21 protein-coding genes are annotated in these 25263 nt (G+C 44.6%); 12 read left to right on the forward strand and 9 right to left on the reverse strand.

Annotated elements, in window-relative coordinates; translation table 11 throughout:
* The first annotated feature begins 50 nt into the window (after positions 1-50).
* Complete coding sequence (locus tag IW644_RS08385; protein ID WP_269917232.1) at positions 51-926, forward strand: amidohydrolase family protein; 876 nt, start codon at positions 51-53, stop codon at positions 924-926.
* 106 nt (positions 927-1032) lie between these two features.
* On the opposite strand, the gene IW644_RS08390 is transcribed toward IW644_RS08385, so the two are convergent.
* The 3 genes from IW644_RS08390 to IW644_RS08400 all read right to left on the reverse strand — a co-directional run bounded on the left by IW644_RS08390 (position 1033) and on the right by IW644_RS08400 (position 3569).
* Positions 1033-2217, reverse strand: a complete 1185-nt coding sequence (locus tag IW644_RS08390) for a mandelate racemase/muconate lactonizing enzyme family protein (RefSeq protein ID WP_179982367.1) — start codon at positions 2215-2217, stop codon at positions 1033-1035.
* Between the two features lie 54 nt (positions 2218-2271).
* Complete coding sequence (locus IW644_RS08395; protein ID WP_269917233.1) at positions 2272-3039, reverse strand: class II aldolase/adducin family protein; 768 nt, start codon at positions 3037-3039, stop codon at positions 2272-2274.
* A gap of 65 nt (positions 3040-3104) precedes the next feature.
* Entirely contained in the window at positions 3105-3569 is a 465-nt protein-coding gene (locus IW644_RS08400; protein ID WP_269917234.1) for an NUDIX hydrolase, read from the reverse strand.
* A 317-nt stretch (positions 3570-3886) separates the two neighbouring features.
* On the opposite strand from IW644_RS08400, the gene IW644_RS08405 reads away from it, so the two are divergent.
* The 5 genes from IW644_RS08405 to IW644_RS08425 all read left to right on the forward strand — a co-directional run bounded on the left by IW644_RS08405 (position 3887) and on the right by IW644_RS08425 (position 11950).
* Entirely contained in the window at positions 3887-4936 is a 1050-nt protein-coding gene (locus IW644_RS08405) for an efflux RND transporter periplasmic adaptor subunit (protein WP_269917235.1), read from the forward strand.
* Positions 4937-4949: 13 nt separating this feature from the next.
* The gene (locus IW644_RS08410) at positions 4950-8057 is read left to right on the forward strand and encodes an efflux RND transporter permease subunit (protein WP_269917236.1); all 3108 of its coding nucleotides are present in this window, start codon (positions 4950-4952) and stop codon (positions 8055-8057) included.
* A 495-nt stretch (positions 8058-8552) separates the two neighbouring features.
* The gene (locus IW644_RS08415; RefSeq protein WP_179985139.1) at positions 8553-8957 is read left to right on the forward strand and encodes a phosphate ABC transporter substrate-binding protein; all 405 of its coding nucleotides are present in this window, start codon (positions 8553-8555) and stop codon (positions 8955-8957) included.
* 34 nt (positions 8958-8991) lie between these two features.
* Positions 8992-10173 carry a topoisomerase IV gene (locus IW644_RS08420; RefSeq protein WP_179982372.1) on the forward strand — a complete coding sequence of 394 codons (1182 nt, stop codon included), beginning with the start codon at positions 8992-8994 and terminating at the stop codon, positions 10171-10173.
* A 157-nt stretch (positions 10174-10330) separates the two neighbouring features.
* Positions 10331-11950 (forward strand): methyl-accepting chemotaxis protein, encoded by a 1620-nt coding sequence (locus tag IW644_RS08425; RefSeq protein WP_269917237.1) that lies wholly within the window; start codon positions 10331-10333, stop codon positions 11948-11950.
* Between the two features lie 176 nt (positions 11951-12126).
* Here IW644_RS08425 and rpoD read toward each other — a convergent pair whose 3' ends face one another.
* The 4 genes from rpoD to rpsU form a co-directional block, all read right to left on the reverse strand.
* A complete protein-coding gene (gene rpoD, locus IW644_RS08430; RefSeq protein ID WP_269917238.1) occupies positions 12127-13962 on the reverse strand; it encodes an RNA polymerase sigma factor RpoD in 1836 nt (611 codons plus the stop codon).
* 442 nt (positions 13963-14404) lie between these two features.
* On the reverse strand, positions 14405-16183 hold the full coding sequence (gene dnaG / locus IW644_RS08435; protein ID WP_269917239.1) for a DNA primase: 1779 nt from the start codon (positions 16181-16183) through the stop codon (positions 14405-14407).
* A gap of 174 nt (positions 16184-16357) precedes the next feature.
* On the reverse strand, positions 16358-16804 hold the full coding sequence (locus IW644_RS08440; RefSeq protein ID WP_269917240.1) for a GatB/YqeY domain-containing protein: 447 nt from the start codon (positions 16802-16804) through the stop codon (positions 16358-16360).
* 245 nt (positions 16805-17049) lie between these two features.
* Positions 17050-17265: a 30S ribosomal protein S21 gene (gene rpsU, locus IW644_RS08445; RefSeq protein WP_012517258.1), complete on the reverse strand. Its 216-nt coding sequence runs from the start codon at positions 17263-17265 to the stop codon at positions 17050-17052.
* A 524-nt stretch (positions 17266-17789) separates the two neighbouring features.
* Between rpsU and tsaD the strand changes: the two genes are divergently transcribed.
* Positions 17790-18815: a tRNA (adenosine(37)-N6)-threonylcarbamoyltransferase complex transferase subunit TsaD gene (gene tsaD / locus IW644_RS08450; RefSeq protein WP_179982376.1), complete on the forward strand. Its 1026-nt coding sequence runs from the start codon at positions 17790-17792 to the stop codon at positions 18813-18815.
* Between the two features lie 193 nt (positions 18816-19008).
* On the forward strand, positions 19009-20334 hold the full coding sequence (locus tag IW644_RS08455) for an alkaline phosphatase family protein (protein WP_269917241.1): 1326 nt from the start codon (positions 19009-19011) through the stop codon (positions 20332-20334).
* Here IW644_RS08455 and plsY read toward each other — a convergent pair.
* On the reverse strand, positions 20324-20926 hold the full coding sequence (gene plsY / locus IW644_RS08460) for a glycerol-3-phosphate 1-O-acyltransferase PlsY (protein WP_118490269.1): 603 nt from the start codon (positions 20924-20926) through the stop codon (positions 20324-20326). The genes IW644_RS08455 and plsY overlap by 11 nt on opposite strands.
* A 291-nt stretch (positions 20927-21217) precedes the next feature.
* Here plsY and folB point away from each other — a divergent pair, with 291 nt between their 5' ends.
* The 4 genes from folB to IW644_RS08480 all read left to right on the forward strand — a co-directional run bounded on the left by folB (position 21218) and on the right by IW644_RS08480 (position 23366).
* Positions 21218-21571 carry a dihydroneopterin aldolase gene (folB, locus tag IW644_RS08465; RefSeq protein ID WP_179982379.1) on the forward strand — a complete coding sequence of 118 codons (354 nt, stop codon included), beginning with the start codon at positions 21218-21220 and terminating at the stop codon, positions 21569-21571.
* Complete coding sequence (folK, locus tag IW644_RS08470; RefSeq protein WP_269917242.1) at positions 21571-22065, forward strand: 2-amino-4-hydroxy-6-hydroxymethyldihydropteridine diphosphokinase; 495 nt, start codon at positions 21571-21573, stop codon at positions 22063-22065. Before folB ends, folK begins: the two co-directional genes overlap by 1 nt.
* A gap of 8 nt (positions 22066-22073) precedes the next feature.
* Positions 22074-22874 carry an undecaprenyl-diphosphate phosphatase gene (locus IW644_RS08475; RefSeq protein WP_269917243.1) on the forward strand — a complete coding sequence of 267 codons (801 nt, stop codon included), beginning with the start codon at positions 22074-22076 and terminating at the stop codon, positions 22872-22874.
* A 120-nt stretch (positions 22875-22994) separates the two neighbouring features.
* Entirely contained in the window at positions 22995-23366 is a 372-nt protein-coding gene (locus tag IW644_RS08480; RefSeq protein ID WP_179982381.1) for a histidine triad nucleotide-binding protein, read from the forward strand.
* Positions 23367-23464: 98 nt separating this feature from the next.
* On the opposite strand, the gene IW644_RS08485 is transcribed toward IW644_RS08480, so the two are convergent.
* Positions 23465-25159: a dipeptidyl-peptidase 3 family protein gene (locus tag IW644_RS08485; RefSeq protein ID WP_269917322.1), complete on the reverse strand. Its 1695-nt coding sequence runs from the start codon at positions 25157-25159 to the stop codon at positions 23465-23467.
* Positions 25160-25263 lie beyond the last annotated feature (104 nt).

Raw genomic sequence — 25263 nt, forward strand, 5'->3', positions numbered from 1 at the left:
TGTAAAAAACGCTACACGCAGTGCACAAATTCAGGGTTAAAGAATACAAAATGGTTCAGCATTCACAAACGTGGGTAGACCCTCATATCCATCTTTTTGCGTTAGATGAAGGTCAGTACAATTGGCTAAAACCCACTAATGCGCCTTTTTGGGCTGATAAGAAAAATATTGCCAAAAATACCACAGAGGCGATGCTTCATCGGGCTTCTCTAGGTCAGCTTTGTGGGTTTGTGCATATTGAAGCTGGCTACGATAACAGCAGACCGTGGCGAGAAATTGCCTTTCTAGAGCGTCATTGTACGCTTCCATTTCGCTCTGTTGGTTGCATAGATTTAGCTGGAACCAGCGTTGGCAGTCATATCGATAAGCTAGGGCTGTATTCCTCTGTACGTGGCCTTCGTCATATTTTAGATGATGATGCTGAAACGCTTTTGCGCGCCCCTAAAGTAAAGTGGGCGCTTGGTCACATGGCTTCTAAAGGCTTGTCTTTTGATGCTCAGTTTAATATTGCAGATAGTAGTGCCGTAGTTGCATTACTTAACGTATTAGAGCAAAACCCAGCTTTGAAAGTAGCAATCAACCACGCCGCTCTTGCGCCACTTGATAAAAACAGCTTGGCGTTTAGAACGTGGCGACAAAATACTCGAGTCTTGAATGAAACCGGGCAGGTTGCGTTTAAGTTTTCAGGTTTAGAAATGCAAGAGCGGAGGTGGCACTGGCAGCGAGCCAACTATATTTTTGAAACCTTATTGGATACAGTTGGCACAAATCAAATCATGTTTGCGAGCAACTTCCCGTTGTGCCAGTGGCGAATGCCTTATGCTGCGCTTTGGCATGGGTTCTCAGATATGACAACGCCGCTTTCTGAAATTCAAAAAGCGGCGCTGTTGTCTATAAACGCCAAGCAATGGTACGACATCGCTTAAGCGCCAGCCGGAAACTAGCCTCAAGGCTTAGCCCGGCACTGTCGAGCTCTGCAGGTACTTTGTGTAAAGGCCGTGCAAACGTACAAGAGGCCGGTATGTAACTTTGCTATTTAAGTTCCGTTACCGTCATGTGTGGCGAGCGGTAAACCACCTCATCGTTTAGGTCGATACCAATTCCTGGCGTGTCAGGCGCTTCTATAAAGCCGTTAACTGGCTGAGGGTCTTGAATACAAAGCTCACGGTTCCAATCTTTGATGGCATAGGTGTGATGCTCGTGAATTAAAAAGTTTGGAATAGCCGTTTCTAGATGCAAACTTGCCGCCGTAGCAACTGGGCCGCCGCAAACGTGAGCCTGAATGCGTACATCGTAAATATCCGCATAATCACATACCTTCTTCGCTTCTGTAAAACCACCGCAAAGGCCAACATCAGGTTGAAGTACATCAAGAGACTGGTCTTCAAGGTACGGGCGTACGTCCCAGCGGTGATACAAGCGTTCACCGCCCGCAATCGGCACGTTGACGTTCTTCGCCACTTTGTCGTGAAGCTTAGAGTTAAGGTAATTAACCGGCTCTTCGTAATACAAACAGCCAATTTCTTCTACGATATCGCCGAGCTGAATGGCCGTTGATGCACCTAACAAGCTGTGACATTCAAAGATAATGTCACCATCTTCGCCCATGGTGTCTCTAATTGCCTGAAGACGAGCTTTGAAAAGTTTAAGCTCGGGCTTAGTAAACAGCTTAGTTCTGTCAAAGTGAGTGTTGCCATCTTTGTCGTAAACGATAGGGTCAACTTTTACGGCGTCGTAACCATCTTTCAGCGCTTTTTCAGTGGCGCGAGCATAATCTGCTGGGTCGTTAAGTTTGGTGACTTCTTTATCCCAGTCAAACTGTAGCTGGCTGGCATAGCTACGAAGTTTGCCATTCGTTTTACCACCAAGTAGTTCATAAACGGGCAAACCAAGTGCTTTGCCCTTAATATCCCAAAGCGCGGTATCAATCGCGCTCATCGCGGCATAAATTACCGGTCCGCCGCCTAACCCCCAAAAGCCCTCGCGCAGCATTCTCGACCAAAGCAGCTCAGTGTGGAAAGGGTTAAAGCCAATTAGCATGGCTTCGGCAATTTCCTTAATCATATGCGCTGCGGCGCTGTGACCCCAGTCATAAGCAAGTCCTGCTTCACCTACGCCAGTAATGCCTTCATCGGTGTAAACACGCACAAAAACAGGGTTCCACTGTGGGCGTTTAGGGCATTCGATATCAAAAATTTCTACTTTGGTGACTTTCATGTGTTAAAACAATTCCTGTTTAAAATGAGTTGGCGTTTAGCTAAATAGGCTCAATTATTCGCAAAAACTTGGATCTAATTTATAGGCTTTGCGCAACATAGCAGGCCATGCTTTTTGACCGCCAGTCTCGCCGCTGTGAACAACATTTGCCTGAGCATATATACCATCAATAATGCTTTGCGGTATTTCGATAACTGATTCGTTAGATTGCATTAATGCAAGCTGAATTTCGCACGCACGCTGTAAATCGTAAAAGCGCATAAAAGCGTCGCCAACAGTTGGGCCAAGGGTTAAACCGCCATGGTTAGGCAAAAGCATATGGTTAGTATCGCCAAGGTCGTCTTGCAAACGCTTCTTTTCGCTATCGTCTACGGCCAAGCCTTCATAGCTGTGATAAGAAAGCGAAGGAAGCGAAAACATTGAATACTGACTCCACGGCTTCAATCCGCCTTTCACCGAAGCTACGGAAATGGTAGCTAATGTATGGAGGTGGATAACGCATTGAGCGTCGTGGCGCACTTCGTGAATTGCACTGTGAATAGTGAATCCGGCTGGGTTAATCCCATAGGGTGTGTCGTCCAATATATTGCCGTCTAAGTCGACTTTTACCAAGTTAGAAGCCGTAACTTCATCGAAAGTAAGCCCAAATGCATTAACAAGATAATGGTCTGTGCCCGGTACCTTCGCGGAAATGTGGGTATAGATAAGATCGCCCCATCGCATATCTGCTACTAATCGATAGCACGCCGCCAAATTGACACGGGTTTGCCATTCTTGTTCAGATACTTTGCCTTTTAAGCTTAATGTTGGCAGTGAAAACAAGCCACTTCTCCTGTTTATTCAGTTGGAACAATTTACCAATCCCAGACACAATGAACAATGCTTTGTCAGTGCTGCTTTATAACGAATTGGGTGTAGCCATCGCGCAAGGGAATAAGATCATCGGCATAACGCAATGCATCATGGTCGAGCATAAATGGGTCTGCCTTAACGAGTCTGACAACTTCTATCTTTGCCCACGGTGGTGCATCGAAAGTGTTGGGAAGCTTTTCAATGCCTGCATCTATATGACAGCCGAATATGACCAAACCATTAGCTGTCGTTGATAGGTATTCTTTAACTTCTACATTAAAACCTGTTTCCTCCCACGTTTCTCTATGGGCTGTGCAGGCAAGTGATTCACCTTCAACCAGCCCTCCGCCAGGGAAGTCTAATTTGCCTGACAGGCGGTGCTTGACAAGCAACACTTCCCCTTCAGTTTTTATTAAACAGGCCGCGCCAACGGGGGAAGCTTGAGCGTTTATCTCGGTGTGAACATTCTTAGATAGCAGCGCATCTGAAACACGGCACATCGGGGAATTAGGCGCTGTCGGTGAACATGCGAAAAGCGTTAAAACAGCGAATATAGCTGATAAGCGAAATAAGATGACCATTGATTTGGGTAAAATACTCTAGCGGGTGTTTGCGATTGTTGTAATAGCAATCAATATTATCAAGCAGACTCTACGCAAAAATAAAAATAACACAACTAACAATAATAACGTGGTACACAAAAACATGTTTGGGAAAGTTTGCGCTTACATAAAGCGAACTTTGTGTACTGAAGTATTCGTTGAGTTTTAAAAAAGCTCAGGCTCAACGCAATGCTATTTTACCAATAGGAAAGGTTATGTCTTCACGATTCTCGTTATCGCCCTTAGTACTTGGCGTGTTGTTGCTTGCTGGTGTTGTCGCATATTTGAATATGTCACAGGAAGAAAGCAAAGCAAGCGCTGGCACTAGAGCCACACCAGTCAAAACAGCAGTCGTTTCGTCGCAGGCATTTCCTATCACTATCGAGTCGCTCGGCACAGCTACCGCTAACGAATCTGTGAATATCACCGCTCAAGTTACCGATACGGTAAAAACGATAAATTTCGATGATGGCGATAAAGTTGTAGAAGGCGAGCTTTTGGTGCAGCTTAACAACACTGAAGAGCGTGCCAGAGTAGAAGAGCTCAAAGCTAACATTGATGAGGCTAAACGCCAGTTTACCCGCATAGCCGACTTACGTCAGTCAAATGCTACTTCTGAACAGCTTCTCGATGAGCAGCAAGCTCGAGTGAAAGCATTACAAGCCCAGTTAGATGTCGCCTTAGCTCAACTTAATGACTTGCAAGTCCGCGCGCCATTTAATGGACTGCTAGGCAACCGAGAAATTAGCGTTGGTTCACTAATCCAGCCAGGCGACACTATCACCACATTAGATGATATTAGCCAAATCAAAGTTGATTTTAGTATCGCTGAAAACCACCTTGCTAGCGTGGCTAAAGGGCAGACAGTAAGTGCGTCGTCAGTCGCTTATCCTGGAGAAGAATTTACAGGGAAAATTACTAATATTGATACGCGTTTGGACCCCGTTAGCCGCTCCATTCCCGTGCGCGCAACTATTGATAATCAAGACAGTCGTCTACGCCCAGGTATGCTGCTAACCGTTGTGGTAGAAAAACGTGTACTTAGCGCTTTAGTCTTGCCAGAAAAGGCACTGGTGCCAGTGCAAGACAAGCAGTTTGTTTATGTGGTTAAAGATAATGTTGCACACCAAACTGAGGTGGAAATTGGTGAGCGACGACCCGGGCAAGTGCAAATTATCAGCGGTTTAAGTGAAGGAGATGAAGTAATAACCGAAGGTACACTTCGCGTACGTGACCAATCTCCGGTTAATGTATTAAACCGCTAGGGAGTATACAGTTATGCTATTGTCAGACGTTTCTGTAAAGCGCCCAGTTTTTGCAACCGTACTTAATTTACTGCTGATTATCTTTGGTATTGCCGCGTTCTCCATGTTGAGTTTACGGGAATACCCCGACATCGACCCTCCCATTGTCTCAGTTAATACAAACTACACAGGGGCTTCGGCGAACATAGTCGAGACCCGGATTACCCAGCTTCTTGAAGACAGAATTTCGGGTATTGAGGGCATAAAGAACGTGACTTCCACGTCTCGTAATGGTCGTTCAGACATCACAATCGAGTTTAAACTTTCTCGAGACATCGATGCGGCAGCTAACGATGTGCGCGAACGAGTCAGCCGCGCGTTAAATAACTTGCCCGACCAAGCCGATCCCCCTGAAGTATCTAAAGCGAATTCAGATGAAAGTGCCGTGGTGTGGTACAACCTACGAAGCACCAACCTCAATACTATGGAGTTGACCGACTACGCAGAACGTGTGCTGGTTGACAGGCTATCCATTGTAGACGGTGTGGCTAGAATTCAAATTGGTGGTGGAAGACGCTACGCCATGAAAGTGTTTTTAGACCGCAATGCTATGGCGGCTAGAGGCATAACAGTTAGCGATGTTGAGCAAGTGATCCGCGCCGAAAACGTAGAGTTGCCTGCTGGTGAAGTAGAAAGTAATGATCGTGACTTTGAAGTCCGGGTAGCGCGAACGTTTCTAACGCCGGATGATTTTGCAGCCCTAACCGTTGCAGTAGGGGATAATGGCTATCTGGTGCGTCTAGGCGAAATAGCCCACGTTGAGCTAACCGCCGAAGATGACGAGACAGAGTTTCGGGGTGATGGCGTCAATATGATAGGCCTAGGCATCATCAAGCAGTCTAAAGCCAATACTCTCGAAGTAGCTCGCGCAGCTAAAGCGCAGATTGAAAAAATAGAAGCGACCCTTCCAGATAACATTTTTATCGTACCAAGTTACGACTCGTCAGTTTTCATTGAGGCATCGATTGACGAGGTGTATGAGACCTTGGGGATCGCTATGCTCATGGTAGTGATCGTAATATATCTTTTCCTAGGTAATATTCGCGCCACCCTAATTCCTGCGGTTACCGTGCCTGTTTCTATAATTGCGGCTTTTATCGTGATGTATGCGCTGGGCTTTTCGATAAACCTGCTAACCCTGCTTGCTATGGTATTAGCGATTGGCCTAGTGGTAGACGATGCTATTGTTGTACTTGAGAACATCTATCGACGCATTGAGATGGGAGAGCCGCCTATTTTGGCTGCCTATCGCGGAGCCAAAGAGGTCGGGTTTGCCGTAATTGCCACCACACTGGTACTTATTTCTGTGTTCGTTCCTTTGGTTTTCCTTGAAGGTAATATAGGCAGACTCTTCACCGAGTTTGCGTTGGCCATTGCTGCAGCGGTCGCATTTTCAAGCTTTACCGCGCTTACTTTGTCGCCCATGATGGCATCAAAAATACTCAAAAAACGCCCACGTTCGTCAGGCTTCGGAAGCTGGATGGATAAGCGTTTTTCAAAGCTTGAAAGCAGTTACTTCAATACGTTGGGTAAAACCTTACACCAACCTTTTCTTATGCTGCTCATGCTTGTAATTGCGATTGTAGCCTTAGTCCAACTCTCAGAGAAAGTACCTAGTGAGTTCGTTCCTAAAGAAGATAGAGGTAACTTTTTCATCTTAATGAATGCTCAAGAAGGCGCGAGTTTTGAAAGTAACGCAAGAAACTTAGAGCAAATAGAAAGCATTTTAATGCCCTATCGCGAGAGCGGTAAAATTAATCGTCTCTTGGTGAGAACACCTGGTTTTGGCGGAAACGCGGGGATAGCGATCGTCGGTTCTGCAGATTGGGATGAGCGTGATTTCAGTACATTTTCACTAATGGATGAAATCAGCGGCAAGCTTAACGGCGTACCTGATGTTCGCGCGTTTGCCATAATGCGAAGCGGGATATCAGGAGGTGGGCTAGGGCGTCCTGTTCAGTTCGTCTTACAAGGTGATACTTATGAGAACCTTGTAGAGTGGCGCGACATAGTGTTACAAAAAGCCGCGCAAAACCCGGGATTAGTTCGGCTAGACTCCGATTATAAGGAGACGTCACCCCAGCTGTTGGTTAATATCGATCGGGACAGAGCAGCTGATTTGGGCGTATCAATTAGTGATATTGGCGGAACCTTAGAAGTAATGCTGGGACAGCGTAGGGTGTCTACTTTTCTCGATAGAGGTGAAGAATACGACGTCATCATGGAAGGCATAGAAGAAGACTTTAGAAGCCCTAACAGCATTGAAAATTTATACGTGAGGTCATCTCGTACCGGTGAGCTTATCCCTATGGATAACTTACTCACCTTTGAAGAGCAGGCTACATCGGCAAGACTAAACCGCTATAACAGAATGCGGGCCGTTACTATATCGGCTAACTTAGCAGATGGTTATACACTTGGTGAGGCACTTGCCTACTTAGAAAATATTGTGGCTACTGAACTTCCCGATAACGTATCTATCGATTACAAAGGTGAATCACAGCTTTATCAAGAAGCGGGCAACTCGTTTGTTTATGTCTTTATGCTAGCACTTGCGGTCACTTACTTAATATTGGCCGCGCAGTTTGAAAGCTGGGTGCATCCGTTAGTAATAATGCTTACCGTGCCCTTAGCTCTCGTTGGGGCATACATCGGGCTGTTTTTTAGCGGTATGACGATTAATATCTACAGCCAAATTGGTTTGGTTATGCTTATTGGGCTTGCCGCAAAAAATGGCATATTAATAGTAGAGTTCGCTAATCAACTTCGCGATGCAGGTATGGAGTTTGAACTCGCACTTAAGCGTGCTGCCGCACAGCGTTTGCGCCCTATCGTAATGACAGGGTTTACCACCGTGTTTAGCTCTTTACCTTTGGTGCTTGCATCAGGACCTGGCGCTGAAAGCCGGATGGTAATCGGTATGGTTATCTTCTCAGGTGTGCTTGTTTCAGCATTTATGACCCTTTATGTTGTTCCTACAGCGTATAGCTGGCTTGCAAGGAAAACAGGCTCTCCAATGCAGCGAACCAACGAAATCGAAGCGCTGGAAAAAACGATTCCTTACAAGAAAGGTGAGTCATAGGTATTCGCTTATAGACTATTGTTTACTCTTGGGCCCGCGCCAATGCCAGTTGGGCGGGTTCAAAAGTTCAGGTATCTTCTTTCATACTTTAATATGAATTTCTATCACTTCTATTACAATGCTTAATTTTTTTAAGTTCCTGATATATATAAACTAGTTTAGTTTTTTTGCAATGCATTTAGTTTTTTTATTGATACTTATAAGCGCCAACAGTATGTATTAGACAATCGTATAGTTGTTTAACTTTCTACTTACACTACACTTCGCGCCATTCCCAAGTACTTATATAAGCTACTAATTTATATAAGATAAATATTTAAAGCTCAAAGTGGCAAATATTGCATTTGTGTCCAATACTTATCTCGTTGTAAATGTTTGGACACACAAGCACCTGTTTGCTTCATATCGCTCAAACACGTAAATGTCGTTTTTAGCGTCTTCAAAGAAAGTGAAGAGCGATGGGCTAGCATTCACAAAGACTCCAGAGGACATATGATGAAAAAATGGATACTTGCAGCTGGACTGTGCTGTAACGTCGCGATTGCTGATGTAGCAGTCATAGTGCATCCTAGCAATGGTGATTCACTAGATAAAGATAGTATAAGCCGTCTTTTCTTAAACAAGGCCAAAGCATTTCCTAGCGGTACAAAAGCAGAACCTATCGCGTTAGCTGAAGGTCAGTCTGCCACCGACGAATTTAACGGCAAAGTATTAAACAAAACTGCAGCACAACTTACTGCGTTTTGGTCAAAACTTGTTTTTACCGGTAAAGGTCAACCTCCAAAGTCCTTAGGCAGTGACGCAGACGTTATTTCTGCAGTTGCAAGTAATCCTGGCGCTATTGGTTATGTCGACGCTGGCGCTGTTAACGATAGCGTACGCGTAGTCGCTACCTTCTAACTTACCGTTAATACAAAGAATTTAAGGAACACGCATGAAAACCAAATTAGCTATCTTATCTATGGCTGGCCTTTTGGCTACTCCAGCACTAGCCGACATTCAAATTAACGGCTTTGCAAACCTTATCGGCGGAATGACACTGGATGATGACGAGTCGGTGTATGGCTACGACAATGATTTTAACTTCGATCCAGCCAGTGTTTTTGGTCTACAAGTCCGCGGTGACGTTAGCGATAAACTTTCTGCTACAGCACAGTTAGTGGGCCGTGGTAGTGAAGACTATGACGCAGATTTCGAGTGGGCTTACATGACTTATATGTTGAACAACAATGTCAACATTAGTGCCGGTCGCCTACGTATGCCACTTTTCAAATACTCAGCATCTCTTGATATTGGTTACTCTTATCACTGGTTAACACCGCCGGATGCTATTTACGGTATCGACTTTAACAACATTGATGGTGTTCGCGTTGATTACATGAACTACTCAGGTGACTGGGAGTACGGCGCACAGCTTACTATGGGGCGCGTTGAAACAGATACGACGATTTCAGGTACGCCTGCAGCGCTAGATTTAAAAAATGTAGTAGCGGTTTCTTTTGAAGCGACTCGTGACTGGTTCAGCGCTCGTACCTTGCTTGCACGCGGTACTACAAGTGCTGCAAACGAAGATTTTGATTCGTTTATAGAGGGAATGTCGGCGTTCGGTGCAGCGGTACCAAATGCGTCAGCTGCGGCAGAAGGCTTCAGTGTTAATGATGATACTGGTACCTTCTTTGAAGTAGCGGTTGATATCGATAAGTATGACTGGTTTGTAGGCGCAGAATTTACGCAGACAGAGGTTGATGGTTCTGTTATCGCTGATAATAAAGCATGGTACGTTACTGCAGGTATGCGCTTCGGCAAGTTTACGCCGCACATTACTTATGAAGTTGAAGAAGCGGATAACGGTACTCAGCTTGGCCTTGTAGCAGCACTTCCATCAACTATCTCTACTGGAGACGCGGTTACTGATGCTACCTGGGCTTCTATCTATCAAGGTGCTGCTGGCATTGCAGCTCAACAAGAGCTAGATGTATCAGCAGTTACTGTGGGCCTACGCTACGACGTGGAGCCAGGCTTTGCACTTAAAACCGATGTAACCTGGTACTCAGACGATCTAAATGATCTGAATGATGCAACACTACTTAAAGTTGGCGTAAATTATACGTTCTAACTACCTATTTATGGCCTTGTACTTGTGCGAGGCCATAATTTCGTTAAAGTTTTTTACTAATAGGTAGATAAATTAGGTAGACCAAACAAAGTGCAGCGCTTTTTGAAAAGTTAAGTGAAAGGCAGTTGCACTATCACAAAAAACAGTGGGATAGTTGATGAACTTTCTAAAGAAAATGCCAATTGCGACTAAGATCTTCCTTATACCGGGGATCGCAGCGCTAAGTTTTATTATTTATTTGCTTATCACTATCTACACCGCGCTCAATAATGGCGCAACACTTGAAAAAGTACAGAAAGTTCAGTTCCCGGCGTTACAGCTTTCAGCATCGACACTGGTCGACATGCAAAAAGTGCGTGACACCCTAGCAAGTGCAGTAACAACAGGGGAGCAAGATACCCTTACTGTGGCGCAAGAATTGGCAGAAGAAGCGAAGAAAGGGCTTAATCAAATCGCGAATATCAGCCCTGAATTTCGTTCAGATATCTCTCGTATATCCTCAGGTTTCGACAAATACTTTGACGTCGCCTACGAAGTTTCACAATCCATGGTAGACGGCACAGCTGACTTTAGTCGCCTAGGTGAACTGTCTGCTCAAATGAATCAGTCTTACGACGGTGCTATTGCCGCTATGTCACAATTTCGCGATGCACAGCAAGCCGCGTTTGAAAAAGCATTTGAAAACACAGATAGCGCAAATACATCACTGATTAGCACGGGCGTTATTTTAGCTATTGTTGTTACCATTTTATTGTTTGCAACCGCAGTACCTATTGTTCGTGGTATTAAGCAGAGTATTGATGATGTTGTTCGCTCTCTTAAAGATATTGCGCAAGAAAATGGCGACCTAACGGTACGTATTGATACGAAAAGCGAAGATGAAATTGGTGAGCTGGTTTACTGGTTCAATCAATTTATGGATAAGCTACAAGGCGTAGTGCGTGATGTGGTTGAAGCGAGTTTACCGCTATCGAACTTAGCGCAAAACCTACGCGGCGTTACAGAGGAAACGCAGCGCACCATAGACGTTCAACAGCAGTCTGCTACTAATGCGAAAAGTGCAGTAGATACTATGAGCGGCTCAGTTGATGGTGTTGCACACAGTGCAGCCCAAGCGGCCAGTGACGCCAACGAAGCGACTACAGCGGCAAGTGAAGGTCGTCAAATTGTGCAGCAAACCGTGACTAGTATTCAGCAGCTTGCTGAAAACGTGCGCGAAACAGCCGACGTTATTGGTCGCCTAGAATCTGATTCAAACAAGGTTGGCTCGGTACTCGATGTCATTAAAGGTATCGCAGAGCAAACCAATCTACTTGCCTTAAATGCGGCAATTGAAGCAGCGAGAGCGGGTGAGCAAGGGCGAGGCTTTGCAGTAGTTGCCGACGAAGTTAGAACTTTGGCCTCACGCACGCAGCAATCTACAGAAGAGATTCAAAGCACAATCGAACAGCTTCAAAGTGCCGCACATTCAGCGGTTGAAGTAATGGCTCGTGGTACCGAGCAGGCCACAAATAGCGTAGAAACCGCCAATAAAGCGGGCAGCAGCTTAGAAACCATTACCAGTACTATCGGTCGCATCAACCAAATGAATGAACAGATTGCCCATAATACTGAAGACCAGCGCACTGTTGCGGTAGATATTGTACGTCACGTGGATGAAATTCATGTGCGAACAGAGCAAACTGCAAGCCGCTCAGGCGAACTGGGGACTATGTGTAATGAGCTTGCTGACCTTGCGCAACACCTTGAATCAATCGCTAAGCAGTTTAGAGTGTAAGCTCTACCTAACTTTTCTAAAGCGTATTGAAAGCCTCCTGACGGGGGCTTTTTTATGTGCGCAGCGCAATGGGAGAACAATGAGTTTTAGTTTGTTATAGAAACATGAGGTTCGGGAAATTAAGATAAAAAAATCCCCAGCAAAGGCTGAGGATTTTTATTTAAGGTAATATCTTTCTATTCGTCTAAGAAGCTGCGTAGCTGCTCAGAACGGCTAGGGTGGCGAAGTTTGCGAAGCGCTTTAGCTTCAATCTGACGAATACGCTCACGGGTAACGTCAAACTGCTTACCTACTTCTTCAAGCGTGTGATCGGTATTCATGTCAATACCGAAACGCATACGTAGTACTTTCGCTTCTCTAGCCGTTAGGCCTGCTAGCACTTCTTGCGTTGCGCCTTTTAAGCTACCGCCAGTTGCTGAATCGAGGGGCTGAATAATAGTGCTGTCCTCGATAAAGTCGCCAAGATGTGAATCTTCATCATCGCCGATAGGTGTTTCCATCGAGATTGGCTCTTTAGCAATCTTAAGTACCTTACGGATCTTGTCTTCAGGCATTAACATGCGCTCTGACAATTCTTCAGGCGTAGGTTCACGACCCATTTCCTGAAGCATTTGACGAGAGATACGGTTTAGCTTGTTAATCGTTTCAATCATGTGCACAGGAATACGGATAGTACGCGCCTGGTCAGCAATCGAACGAGTTATCGCCTGTCGAATCCACCATGTAGCATAAGTTGAGAACTTATAACCACGACGGTATTCGAACTTATCTACCGCCTTCATCAGACCAATATTACCTTCTTGGATAAGGTCAAGGAACTGAAGACCGCGGTTGGTGTACTTCTTCGCAATTGAGATAACAAGACGAAGGTTAGCTTCAACCATTTCTTTTTTCGCACGACGCGCTTTCGCTTCACCAATCGACATGCGACGGTTGATGTCTTTAATATCAGCGATAACCAAGCCAGTTTCTTGCTCAACTTGATTCATCTTGCTAATGCAGCGCTCAATCTCTTCTTGGTTAACTGCAAGTTCAGCTGCATAAGGCGCACCTGATTTAACTGCTTCATGTAACCACGCAGTAGATGTTTCATTACCCGCGAAAGCTTTTATAAAATCTTTCTTAGGCATTTTTGCATTAACAACACAGAACTTCATTACAAGACGTTCTTGGATACGTACTTTGTCCATCATTGCACGCATGTTTTTAACCATGCGATCAAATTGCTTAGGAACTAGACGGAACTCTTTAAATACGTCGCTTAGTGCGTTGATTTGTGTACGAGAATCGGCATGAGAACGACCCTTCTTCTCGATAACTTCACGAGTTTTTAGGTACTGTTCACGAAGTTCTGCGAAGCGTTCGCGCGCTAGCTCTGGGTCTACGCCGCTATCGTCTTCATCTTCGTCGTCGTCATCGTCATCATCGTCATCTTCGTCATCTAACTCTTCTTCAGATAACTCTGAGCCTACGTGTGTTGCAGTTGGCGCGAGATCTTGATCATCGTTAGGATCAACAAAGCCAGAGATAATATCACTTAGACGAATTTCTTCGGCTTCGTATAAATCCCACTGATCTAACAGGTAAGTGATCGCTTCTGGATATTCAGCAACCGAACACTGTACTTGGTTAATACCGTCTTCAATACGCTTAGCGATTTCAATTTCGCCTTCACGTGTAAGAAGTTCAACGGTACCCATTTCACGCATGTACATGCGAACTGGGTCAGTCGTACGGCCAATTTCACTTTCTACAGTAGCAAGTGCTTGAGCTGCTGCTTCTGCAGCGTCTTCATCAGCATTCGCTTCTTGCATGAGAAGTTCATCTGCATCAGGAGCTGATTCAGAAACTTGAATTCCCATGTCATTAATCATGCGGATTATGTCTTCGATTTGATCAGAATCGACAATATCTTGCGGCAGGTGGTCGTTTACTTCTGCAAAGGTTAAGTAACCTTGCTCTTTACCTTTTGCAATCAGGAGTTTAATCTGAGACTGCTTGCTTTGCGCCATATAACCTACACTTCTCACATTCAATTAGTTTGCAATAGAAAAGACAACATACGCCTAGGTATGTTCCCCGTTCTGCTGTAGTACTGCATTTGTATCAAGGCCGTTAATGCTAGATGCCACGCTGGTATAAACCAATATATTTACGATGCACATCTGCTCGGGTTCGGTTCTGCCCGTTATGTTCGGCTATATCTTTGCTACTCGTGTTGCTGCATTTTTGTTCACTTATAAGTGTGGACCATGTTTAAACATGCCCGCAGCGAATTAGCCAGTATAGCAGAATAAGCGGTGGTTTTACCAGATTGACGGCCGATTTTTTAGCCAGTGCTTTTTACATTTCCGCCTTTACTACTTGCATAGTCCATAATTGCAAGGTGAAAGCGAGCTAAACGTAAAGCTTACTACGCAAAAACAGATTAACCCAAAGGTCATTACCCTCAGGTTAACTCTTCTGTCTTTCCCTCATAAGCAGGTTCAATTCCTGTTTTTCCGCTTGAGTCAGCGGTTGAACCCGCGAGCGTGAAATTAAGGTTTCAATGCGGCTATCGAAATGCCCGTCTAGTAAGCGAGCGAAGCTGTCGTTATATACACGCTCAGCATCCTCATCTTTGACTAAGTGTTCTTGCAACAATAATTTCGCGATAGTAGAAGAATGGGGATGGTCGCGGAAATTTTCAACAAGCTGCGCAGTTTTTGCGTGAGGGTGGCTGACACAATAGCTGTGAATATCGCGCAATAAATCCATGCCCGCAGCGTTACTGCCCGCGAAAATATCAATTTGAACGTCTTCACATAGCGTGGCTAATTCCGGTTTATCAAGTAGCAAGCGTATCAGCATACGAAGGGGGGAAAGTTTAGGCTTATTTACTTGATTGCGGTTAGGTGAATAAGCTTGCTTTGAACCTTGATTCGCTTTAGTAATGTCTTGCTGAAGTTTAAATCGATCGAACTCGCCAGTGTGCTTGGCTAATTCTTCTAGCAACATTTGCTTTTGGTCATCACCTAAAGTGCTTTCAATAAGTGGCATTGCTGCTTTTTTAAGAGCAATTTTACCTTCTGGCGTACCGACGTTGTGGGTTTTTAGCAAGTTCTCAAAAAAGAAACGCGACAAGGGCGTAGCGCTATCGAGCATTTTCAGGAAGGCATCTTTACCTACTTGGCGAACCATAGTATCTGGGTCTTCACCGTCGGGTAGGAATAAAAACGATATGCGCACGCCATCTTTTAGCGCCGGTAAGGCGTTCTCTAGCGCGCGCCATGCAGCTTCACGTCCAGCGCGGTCGCCGTCATAACAGCATACAATATGAGACGTAGCACGAACCAGCATTTGAATATGTTCAGGCGTGGTAGCTGTACCTAAGGCTGCGGTAGCAATATTAATGTCGAACTGACTCAATGCCACAACATCCATATAGCCTTCAACAACAACAACCGTATCTAGCGTTCTATTATTCTGGCGCGCTGAGTAAAACCCGAAAAGCTCGCTGCCTTTATGAAAAATACGGGTTTCTGGTGAGTTTAAGTATTTAGGACCGCCATCATCTAAAACACGACCACCAAAGCCTACAACCCGACCTCGTTTATCCCTGATAGGAAACATTATGCGGTCGCGGAAAAAGTCGTAGGTACGTCCTTGGTCGTTTTTATTAACCAGCTTTAAATCGACCAGCTGCTTGATACGCTGTGGGTCTTTACCAAATGTATTTAGCAGCGCATCCCAGCTGTCAGGGGCGTAGCCAATTTCCCATTGCTTGACGATATCACCACTTAGCCCACGATTTTTTAAATAGTCGATGGCTTTTTTACTATTTCCGTTTTGGCGCAACTGATGCTGGAAAAAGCGTGTGACTTGTTCCATCACTGCATAGTCGTCTTGCTGTTGCTGCTTTTTCTCTTCGCTCATGGCAGGCCGACTGCCTTTTTCTCGAGGTACTTCAAGCCCGTGATAACGCGCTAGCTCTTCAATAGCCTCTACAAACTCAAGACGGTCGAATTCCATAATAAACGAGATAGCATTACCGTGAGCACCACATCCGAAACAGTGATAGAACTGCTTGTCTTGGCTAACGGTGAAAGACGGCGATTTCTCATTATGAAAAGGGCAGCACGCTTGGTAATTCTTACCTGCTTTTTTGAGTTTGACTCGGCTATCTACTACTTCTACCACGTCAGTACGTGAAAGTAGATCATCTATAAAATCGCGAGGTATTTTTCCAGCCATGAGGGTATTTTCAACAAGGATTAGTAAAGCACAAGTCGTGACGGCTTTCTAAACAAAAGGCAACGACATGATGAAAACAGTGAAGTACTGTAACAGGGAAGTGGTTAAATGAGAATAACGAAGGTGTGGATATACACACCTTCAAAATACTTCACTTTTAATAAAGGACTAAGCCTAAGCGTTCAAGCGTGCCTTTATTTTAGCACTCAGTGCGCCCATATCGGTACGGCCTTGAACTTTAGGCTTCAATGCGCCCATTACTTTACCCATATCTTGCATACCCGACGCGCCTGTCGCAGCCATAGTTTCGTCGATAAGGACATTGAGTTCATCGTCAGTCAAAGGCTGAGGCAAGAAATCTTCAATATAAGTGATTTCTTCACGCTCTTTGCTCGCTAGGTCTTCGCGATTGGCTGCGTCGTATTGCGCTGCCGCGTCTTGACGCTGTTTAACCATTTTGGTCAATACTGCTAAGATTGCGCTATCGTCTAGCGTGATTTGTTCATCGATTTCTTTTTGCTTAATGGCAGCCATAGCCATACGAATAGTACCAAGACGTACTTTTTCTTTTGCACGCATCGCATCTTTCTGCGCTGCTTTTAAATCATCAATTAGTGCCATGATGCTTCCTGATTTTTATTAGTAGATTGCTTATATCAATCCGCATAGGTCATTGCCCACTCAGAAGATAATGATTTATGCGGACTGGTATTATTAAACCCCAGGTTGAAAATCAAATGCAATTATTCGAAAGGGAAAAACGGGTTTAGTTTAGAAAACTAAAATCAATACCAAAAAATAGAGGCCCAGAAACGCGAAAGGTGCTGCAATTGCAACACCTTTCAGACTCGTTACTTAACCCTATATTAGTAGAGTTTTACGCGACGTGCGTTTTCACGAGCTAGCTTCTTAAGATGACGCTTCTTAGCGGCAGCTTTCTTGCGCTTGCGTTCCCAAGTTGGCTTTTCGAAGAATTCACGACGACGAACTTCAGAAAGAACACCTGCTTTTTCACAAGAACGCTTAAAACGACGCAGCGCCACATCAAACGGCTCGTTTTCTCTAACTTTAACGATAGGCATTAAACACTCACCTCAAAACTTTTACTGTGTAAATCCGGGTAAAATTGTGCGCTAAAAAGGCCACCCGGGTTAAAAATGGTGCGAAATTCTAATCATATCTACAGAGAAAGTAAAGGATGAATTGCCAAAAAATAGCCAATATTGTGCATTTACCGTTCATTTACCTGTTCACTGGCATTCCATGAATGCAGGATAAAAGGTAAACTCTGCGCTCGTTAAGCACTGTGTTGTTTAACGCGGCTTGTATAAGCGCCCTTTTCAGAATGCCTTTTGCTCATGTTTCTACTGATATACTTTTTTGATCAAAAGTAGAAAGCAAATGATCCTGACGAGGGTAGTGTTATGATCGCGCCGGGATCATAAAGATGATCCCGCCAGATCGCCAGAATTATTTTCACAGTTTTTGGTATTCGCTCTACTAAGTGTTGTTCACAGCACTGTAGTGAGCAATTTATGTGTTAAGCAGCTTTGCTATACATCCAAAAGCTAGGCGTTAAAGTTAGTAGTAGAAAGGGTTGCTCCCCATGCGTATTTTAGGAATAGAAACATCTTGTGACGAAACTGGCATCGCCGTTTATGACGATGAAAAAGGCTTGTTGTCACACGAACTATACAGCCAAGTAAAGCTGCACGCTGATTATGGCGGTGTGGTGCCCGAGCTTGCTTCACGGGATCATGTAAGAAAAATCATTCCTTTAATTGAAAAAGCCATGGAAGATGCGAATACCCAGCCATCAGATATCGACGGCGTTGCCTTTACTCAAGGCCCAGGTTTGGTAGGGGCACTGTTAGTAGGCTCATCGGTAGGACGGTCGCTCTCATATGCGTGGAACGTACCTGCAGTAGGTGTTCATCATATGGAGGGGCATTTGCTAGCGCCTATGCTTGAAGACGATGCCCCAGAATTTCCTTTTGTTGCGCTATTGGTGTCTGGCGGTCACTCGATGTTGGTTAAAGTAGAAGGCATTGGCCAGTATGAAGTACTTGGCGAGTCAATTGACGATGCCGCAGGCGAAGCTTTTGATAAAACCGCTAAGCTACTTGGTCTTGATTACCCTGGCGGCCCTCTCTTGGCAAAATTGGCGGAAAAGGGCGAAGCGGGACACTACAAATTCCCACGTCCAATGACCGACCGACCAGGCTTAGATTTCAGTTTTAGCGGCTTAAAAACCTTTGCGGCAAACACCATTCGCGATGCTGATTTAACCGGTGATGATGCTGAGCAAATTAAAGCGAATATTGCCTACGCGTTTCAAGAAGCCGTAGTGGATACGCTTATCATTAAATGTAAGCGAGCATTAAAGCAGACTGGCATGAAGCGTTTAGTTATTGCTGGCGGTGTAAGTGCAAATACAATGCTGCGCGGTGAGATGAAAGCCCTGATGCAAGAGCTAAAAGGTGAGGTGTTTTACCCTAGCTTAGCGTATTGTACTGATAATGGTGCCATGATTGCCTATGCGGGGATGCAGCGCTTGAAAGCAGGCGAAACCTTGGCGTTATCGTCACAAGCCAAACCGCGATGGCCTCTTGATACCTTGTCAGCTATTTAAAAACGTCGACTGGGTTTTAAATGATGTTGTGAAATTGATACTGCTTATCAAGGTATACATAAGATGTGCAAAAGGCAGATATCAAGTTTAACAAGCGGGCAAAACAGACAAACAAAAAGTAAAGGCAATGGGAGCGCGTCCCATTGCCTTTTATTTTACCAAAATAAACATTGAGTAAGGACGTAAAAAAACCATGCGCTTAGCAACAGACGGTACAAAACGAAATGCATCGCTATTATATTTAGCGCTGTCGTTATTTATTTTGATTTTCTTTGCAGCGCTCACCTCGCCTAATGCACTTGCCTCAAGCAAAATTCCTTCAAATGAATCAGTAAAAGAGTTAAAGCAAAAGCAACAGACTCAGCAAGACCAGTATGTCGTGCTCATTTCTCTTGATGGATTTCGCCACGACTATATAGAGTTACACAATGCGGAGCATCTTGGCGCCATTGCAAAGCAGGGGGTAAGAGCCTCGTCTATGACCCCTGTTTATCCGTCGAATACTTTTCCCAACCATATTTCGTTGATCACAGGGCTGCTTCCCAAACACCACGGTATTGTGAATAACCGTTTTTATGATAAATCCCGCCCTACAAAAGAGGGTTATGCAAAATATCAGTTGGGCTATGGCGGCATGGATAGCACTTGGATTACGGCAACGCCGCTATGGAACTTAGTGGAATATCACGGTATGAAGGCTGCAACCTTCTTCTGGCCAGAGTCTGACGCACGCATATCGGGTGCTTCTCCGACTTACTTCTATCACTATTCAAAATATGCTGACTACCAGATGCGTATTGATCAGATCATTAACTGGCTAAAATTGCCCGAGGTATCGCGCCCTCGCTTTATTGCGGGCTATTTTTCGCTTACCGATTCGGTAGGACACGATGAAGGACCTTTTGCCGATAAAACCAATGACGCGGTACAAGAAGTAGATGCACTTATCGGTCAACTTTATGAGCGCATTAATGCATTAGACTTACCAGTAAATCTGGTAGTGGTGTCTGACCACGGCATGACGCCTATTGATGAAAACCAGCTTATAGAGGTTGAGTCTTTATCCATTCCTGATAGCTTCATTATTGAAAATGAAGGGGCGCAAGTGCACCTTTACGCCAGAGAAGGCGTGTCAGATAAGCAAATCACCGAAGAAATAGAACGTCTTACCTATATAGCCGAAAACCGCTTCATTGTACTCAATGATACCCAGCGCGCTCAGCGTCACATGGAAGTAGGAAACAGAACGGGCGATATCATTATCGAAATTGCGCCACCAGCCCGTTTCAAAAACGCCAACAGTATGCATGTGAGCAAAGGTGGCCATGGCTACGTAAATACGTTACCTGATATGGGAGCGACCTTTGTTGCAGTGGGGCCGGCGTTTAAAACGAACACCACTATACCTACATTTAGCAATTTAGAGGTTTATCCAGCGCTAGCTAAACTATTGGGTATTTCGCCTGTTACGCCTATAGATGGAAAGCTGGATGTACTGCAGCAGGCACTTACTCTTTAACTTTTCCTTTATCCCACACTTTACTTTCATTGCCTGCTAACAGGCGGGCAATGTTGTCTTTATGGCGTAAAATAATAAGTAGTGAAAGCATTGCTACCGGCACGGTATACAAAGGCTTGATTAAAAACGTGAAAAGCGGCGCAAGCGACACCGCAACGAGCGCACCTAGCGAAGAATAGCCGGTAAGAAAAACCACCACTACCCAGCTTAGAACAAGCAGCCCTGCTAAATCGAGCCCAATAGGCAACATGGCACCAAAGGCGGTAGCGACGGCTTTACCGCCTTTAAAACCAAAATAAAGCGGAAATATATGACCTAAACAGGCAAAGATAGCAATTATGCCAAGCATTATTGGTTCTATACCCAAAAAGTAGCTGCCGTAAACGGGAATAGTGCCTTTCAAAATATCCATAACAAGTACAAGCAGCGCAGGAATACGGCCACCCAAGCGGTACACATTAGTTGCTCCAGGGTTTTTAGAGCCAGCGGTTCTGGGGTCGGGTAAACCAAATAATTGGCTTATAACCACCGCACTTGATAGTGAACCGAAGAGGTAGGCAACAGCAGCCATTAAAAGCGTTAGCGAAATCATTTTTTCATTCTAATTATCAAAAGCGTTTTAGAAGCACTGCCTTCTGTCAGGTTTCACTTCTCTTGTAGGAGGTTAAAGGCTTGTGTCCTATTAAATTACAAAACCTTGGTTGCCCCCAGTTGTCATACAGCGGTATAGTTGTGCCACACAAGCGTAAAGCTACTCCATCCAAACGCGATATACCACCGTTTAGCAGCAATATGTGGTTGAAAGCGCAGTAGTAAGACCAGTATTGAAGCCGGAAAGTAAGGCAATAAACTGGTTTGAAAACAGACAAGATGAAAAAATTCCATGGGAAAAATTTATATAACAGGGCTTGAAGTAGACACCCTGATTGGTGTTTATGATTGGGAGCGAGTAAGAACCACCCAGCTACTTCTCGATGTAACACTTGATGTTGACTTAAGCGCGGCGATGCAAAGTGATGATGTTGCTGATACGGTAGATTATGCCAAAGTAGCCGAGTGCATCGTGGAAGTAGGTAAAGAGAGTACGTTCGAACTACTTGAGGCATTCGGAAGCAAGGTTATGGATACCGTACTTGCTCACTTCTCGGTTTCAACAATAACGCTTAAAATCGTTAAACCTAATATTCTTCCTAATGCGCAAACTGTTGCCGTTGAAATGCGAAAAGAGCGCAACTAATGCCTGAACATACCATTTTAATCAGCATTGGTTCCAATATTGAGCGTGAGCATTACACTAGGCAGTCTTTGGTTGCCCTAAAACAGCACTTCTCAGATGTTTCAGTGTCTTCCGTTTATGAAAGCGAAGCTGTAGGCTTCAACGGCAGCCCTTTTTATAATGCTGCCGCACGGGCGACAACATCAAAAAATGTTGAAGAGGTGTGTGCAATACTAAAGGCAATTGAGAAAGACAATGGAAGAGTGCATACCGACAAAAAATTCTGCGCAAGAACCCTTGATCTCGATTTGCTTACCTATGATAGTAAGGTAATCACATCCCCTGTGGTTTTGCCTCGCGAAGAGATTTGTTACAACGCGTTTGTGCTTTGGCCGTTAGCTGAACTTGTTCCCGACGACATTCACCCTGAAACGCAAGAAACCTATGCCCAAATGTGGCAAAACTTTGATAAACAGAAACAGCAATTATGGCCAATTGACTTTACTTGGAGTTAAGCAAAGGAATGACACTTTTCGAAATCATTATTTTAGCAATTATTCAGGGCGTTACTGAATTTCTTCCAATCAGTAGTTCTGGGCACTTGCTGCTACCCGCTGAGCTTTTCGGTTGGGTAAGCCAAGGTTTGGCGTTTGACGTAGCAGTACATGTGGGAAGCCTTCTTGCAGTTATGATCTATTTTCGTCAAGAAATAGGACAGATGACAGTAGCATGGGTGACTCAAGGCTTCAGCAAGCAGCAATCTACCGACAGTAAACTTGCGTGGTACGTTATTGTAGCGACTATTCCAGCGGTCATCATTGGATTTTTGATGAAAAGCTGGATAGAAGGCAATGCACGTACAGCATTAGTAATCGCAGGTACCACCATTATTTTCGGTTTGCTTTTATGGTATGCCGACTCGACAGCAAAGCGGGAACAGGAGCTTGAAGGCCTAACGCTAAAACAAGCCATTTATATCGGCTTAGCCCAGGTGTTAGCGTTAATTCCCGGGACATCTCGTTCAGGTATAACGATGACTGCTGGCTTGATGCTAGGATTAAAACGCGAAGCCTGTGCACGCTTTTCTTTCTTACTGTCTATACCTGTCATCTTAGGTGCAGGGTTGCTAGCCACCTTAGATTTGCTTAAAGCAAATGAAGCCGTGGACTGGTATGCATTGCTGTATGGCGCAGCATTTTCATTCGTAAGTGCCTACCTTTGTATTTATTTATTTCTAAGCTGGATATCCCGTATAGGCATGCTGCCTTTTGTTATCTATCGCTTAGCGTTAGGCGTAATACTTCTATGGTTTGTTTTTGCATAAGACAAGGCATCGAGCCGAGTAAAAACACTGTAGTTTAGAATTTGTTATTGCGTTGGTGAGAGAACCATCATCGATCGCTAACGCAATAGTTAAACACCTGATTAAAAAGGAATGTGAGACATGGCAGAAACAATTTTTGATAAAATTATCAGCAAGGAAATTCCAGCAGAGATTTTGTACGAAGACGAACTAGCGCTGGCGTTTAAAGATATAAACCCTCAGGCTCCGACTCATTTTCTGGTTATTCCGAAAAAGCAAATTGCCACGGTAAACGATATTGCTGAAGAAGACCGCGAAGTAGTGGGGCACTTGTCATATGTGGCTGCAAAAATTGCCAAGGAGCAAGGGTTTGCAGACCAAGGCTATCGTACTGTCATGAATTGTAACGAATACGGTGGGCAAACCGTATATCACATTCACCTTCACGTATTGGCAGGTAAACCGCTAGGCTGGCCTCCGTATACTGAGAATATGAAGCAACACGTCGAGTAACGTTTGCGCTTAAAGATAAAAAATGCCGCCCTTTATTCAAAGGGCGGCATTTTTATTTACGCTGCACTAAATGAGGTAAATAAGTGAAATCGATTGACTTATTCAGCAAGCCCTAGCACTTTCTTACCTTGATTAAAGTGAATATCAACCGGGATGCTGGCTGCTTCTAAGCGCGCTAAATCTGACGCAAGGTCAGGCTTGATCACACCCATAGTTTCCACAAGTTCTGCAACACCGTCGTAATCGCCGTCACCTTGAAGAGTCAGGATCAATTCAGAAAGTGCCTCTACTGCAGCGCCCATCTTCTCCATATTTACGCGATACATGCCGTCTTCTGTTTTCTCAAACGCGCCTTGCTGTGCAAAGAAGTTAAAACGAATCATATTCGCCTTGCCGTGAGCAGAGCTTGCTCCAAAACGCACAGAACGGAAAATTCCGGCCATAAAGGTAACGTAATAATCTTCTAGCGTACCTTCGGTAATTTCACCTTTTTCAAGAAGGCTTTGTACCATGTACAAACCTAAAATATCGGCTTTACCTTCTTCAAGGGCTGAAGCGTGTTCTTTAAGTGCGCCGCGCACGGTACCCGAACCGTCCAGGGTGTTTTTAATGCCAAGACCGTGAGCCACTTCGTGAAACATGGTGTTGGCGAAAAAGGCGTCGAACGTAATGTGCTCACGTTGCTCAGGCACAATTAGCGTATCTGCAATAGGTACCAAAATCGTGTCGAACTTAGCGCGCATTGCGTTTTTAAGCTGAAGACGGCGGGTTCCCTTTTCTAACTGAACGCGCTCGTCATTTGGCAGGTTAATCGCAATGGTTTTACTGCCAGCATTAGAGTGGCCTGCGTAATAAATAACGTCATATGCATTAAGGTCGGCATCAGAGCCGGGCATCTCAGCTTTGTAAGCATCAGCAACAGGAAGGCCTTGCTGAAGCTCAGGTAGGAAAGAGGCGTACTTCGCCAGCTTCTCACTCCACGCTAAATCTTTAATAAGCACGTAGGCTTCAAATGCCGCGCGATAGCCAAAGAGTTGATCTTCGTAGCTTTCAATAGGACCAATAACCAGCTCAACAGGGTTGCTCTTCATATCCATCCAGGCCATATCAGACGCAAGATAGTCATTAGACAACAATGCCTCAGAACGCAGTTGCAGGTATTGCTTGAAGCTTTCGTCTTCAGCTAGCTCTGACGCTTTTTTTAGTAGGTCAGATGCTTTCATCAATTCGCTTTTAAATGCTTCAGAGTAAGGCACAGAATAAAGGTTACCCGCTTCATCGCGCTTCACCATAGAATACAAGCCTTGCTTGTCGTTAAAATCTGCCGTAGCAAACTCTTCCTTTTCCATATCATGAGGATAAAACTCAGCGCCTAAGGCTTTGTCTTCATAGCCGCTGATAAATGGCGTGTCGCCGTTAAGTCGATCCCATGGGCCATAGTTTATGGCGGCAAAATGGCGTACCTTTTCGTCGCTTATCGAGGAAAGAAAAGCATCTTTATCTTCAAAAAATGCCTGCTTCCAAAACAAGTCGTCCATAATTTTCGACGCATCTATCAAAAGCGAAAGCATTTTATGCTGGTTGTCACTAAGGTGTGATAAATCGCTGGTAAGATCTACACCGTGATAAATAGACAAGCGAGACTCGTCTACAAGTAAGGTTTGCGCTGTATCGGTTTCAGGCTTTGCCGTTTGAGTTTGCGTTGTATCGGCGCTTTTGCTGCAGGCGGTCAGCATAAATAGCCCTGCTACTGCAGCAGCAATAGGCGAATAAGTCGAAGTCGTTTTTTTAATCATAAGGTTTACCGTGTCGTTTTCCCGTATTGATTTAAGTATGTGGGGAGGTGTTTGCGTAACTCACTATAGCTATGCTTTTGATTTTATACAAAAGTATGAAA

The organism is Alteromonas sp. PRIM-21, from assembly GCF_027563165.1.
GTDB classification, from domain to species: Bacteria; Pseudomonadota; Gammaproteobacteria; order Enterobacterales; family Alteromonadaceae; genus Alteromonas; species Alteromonas macleodii_A.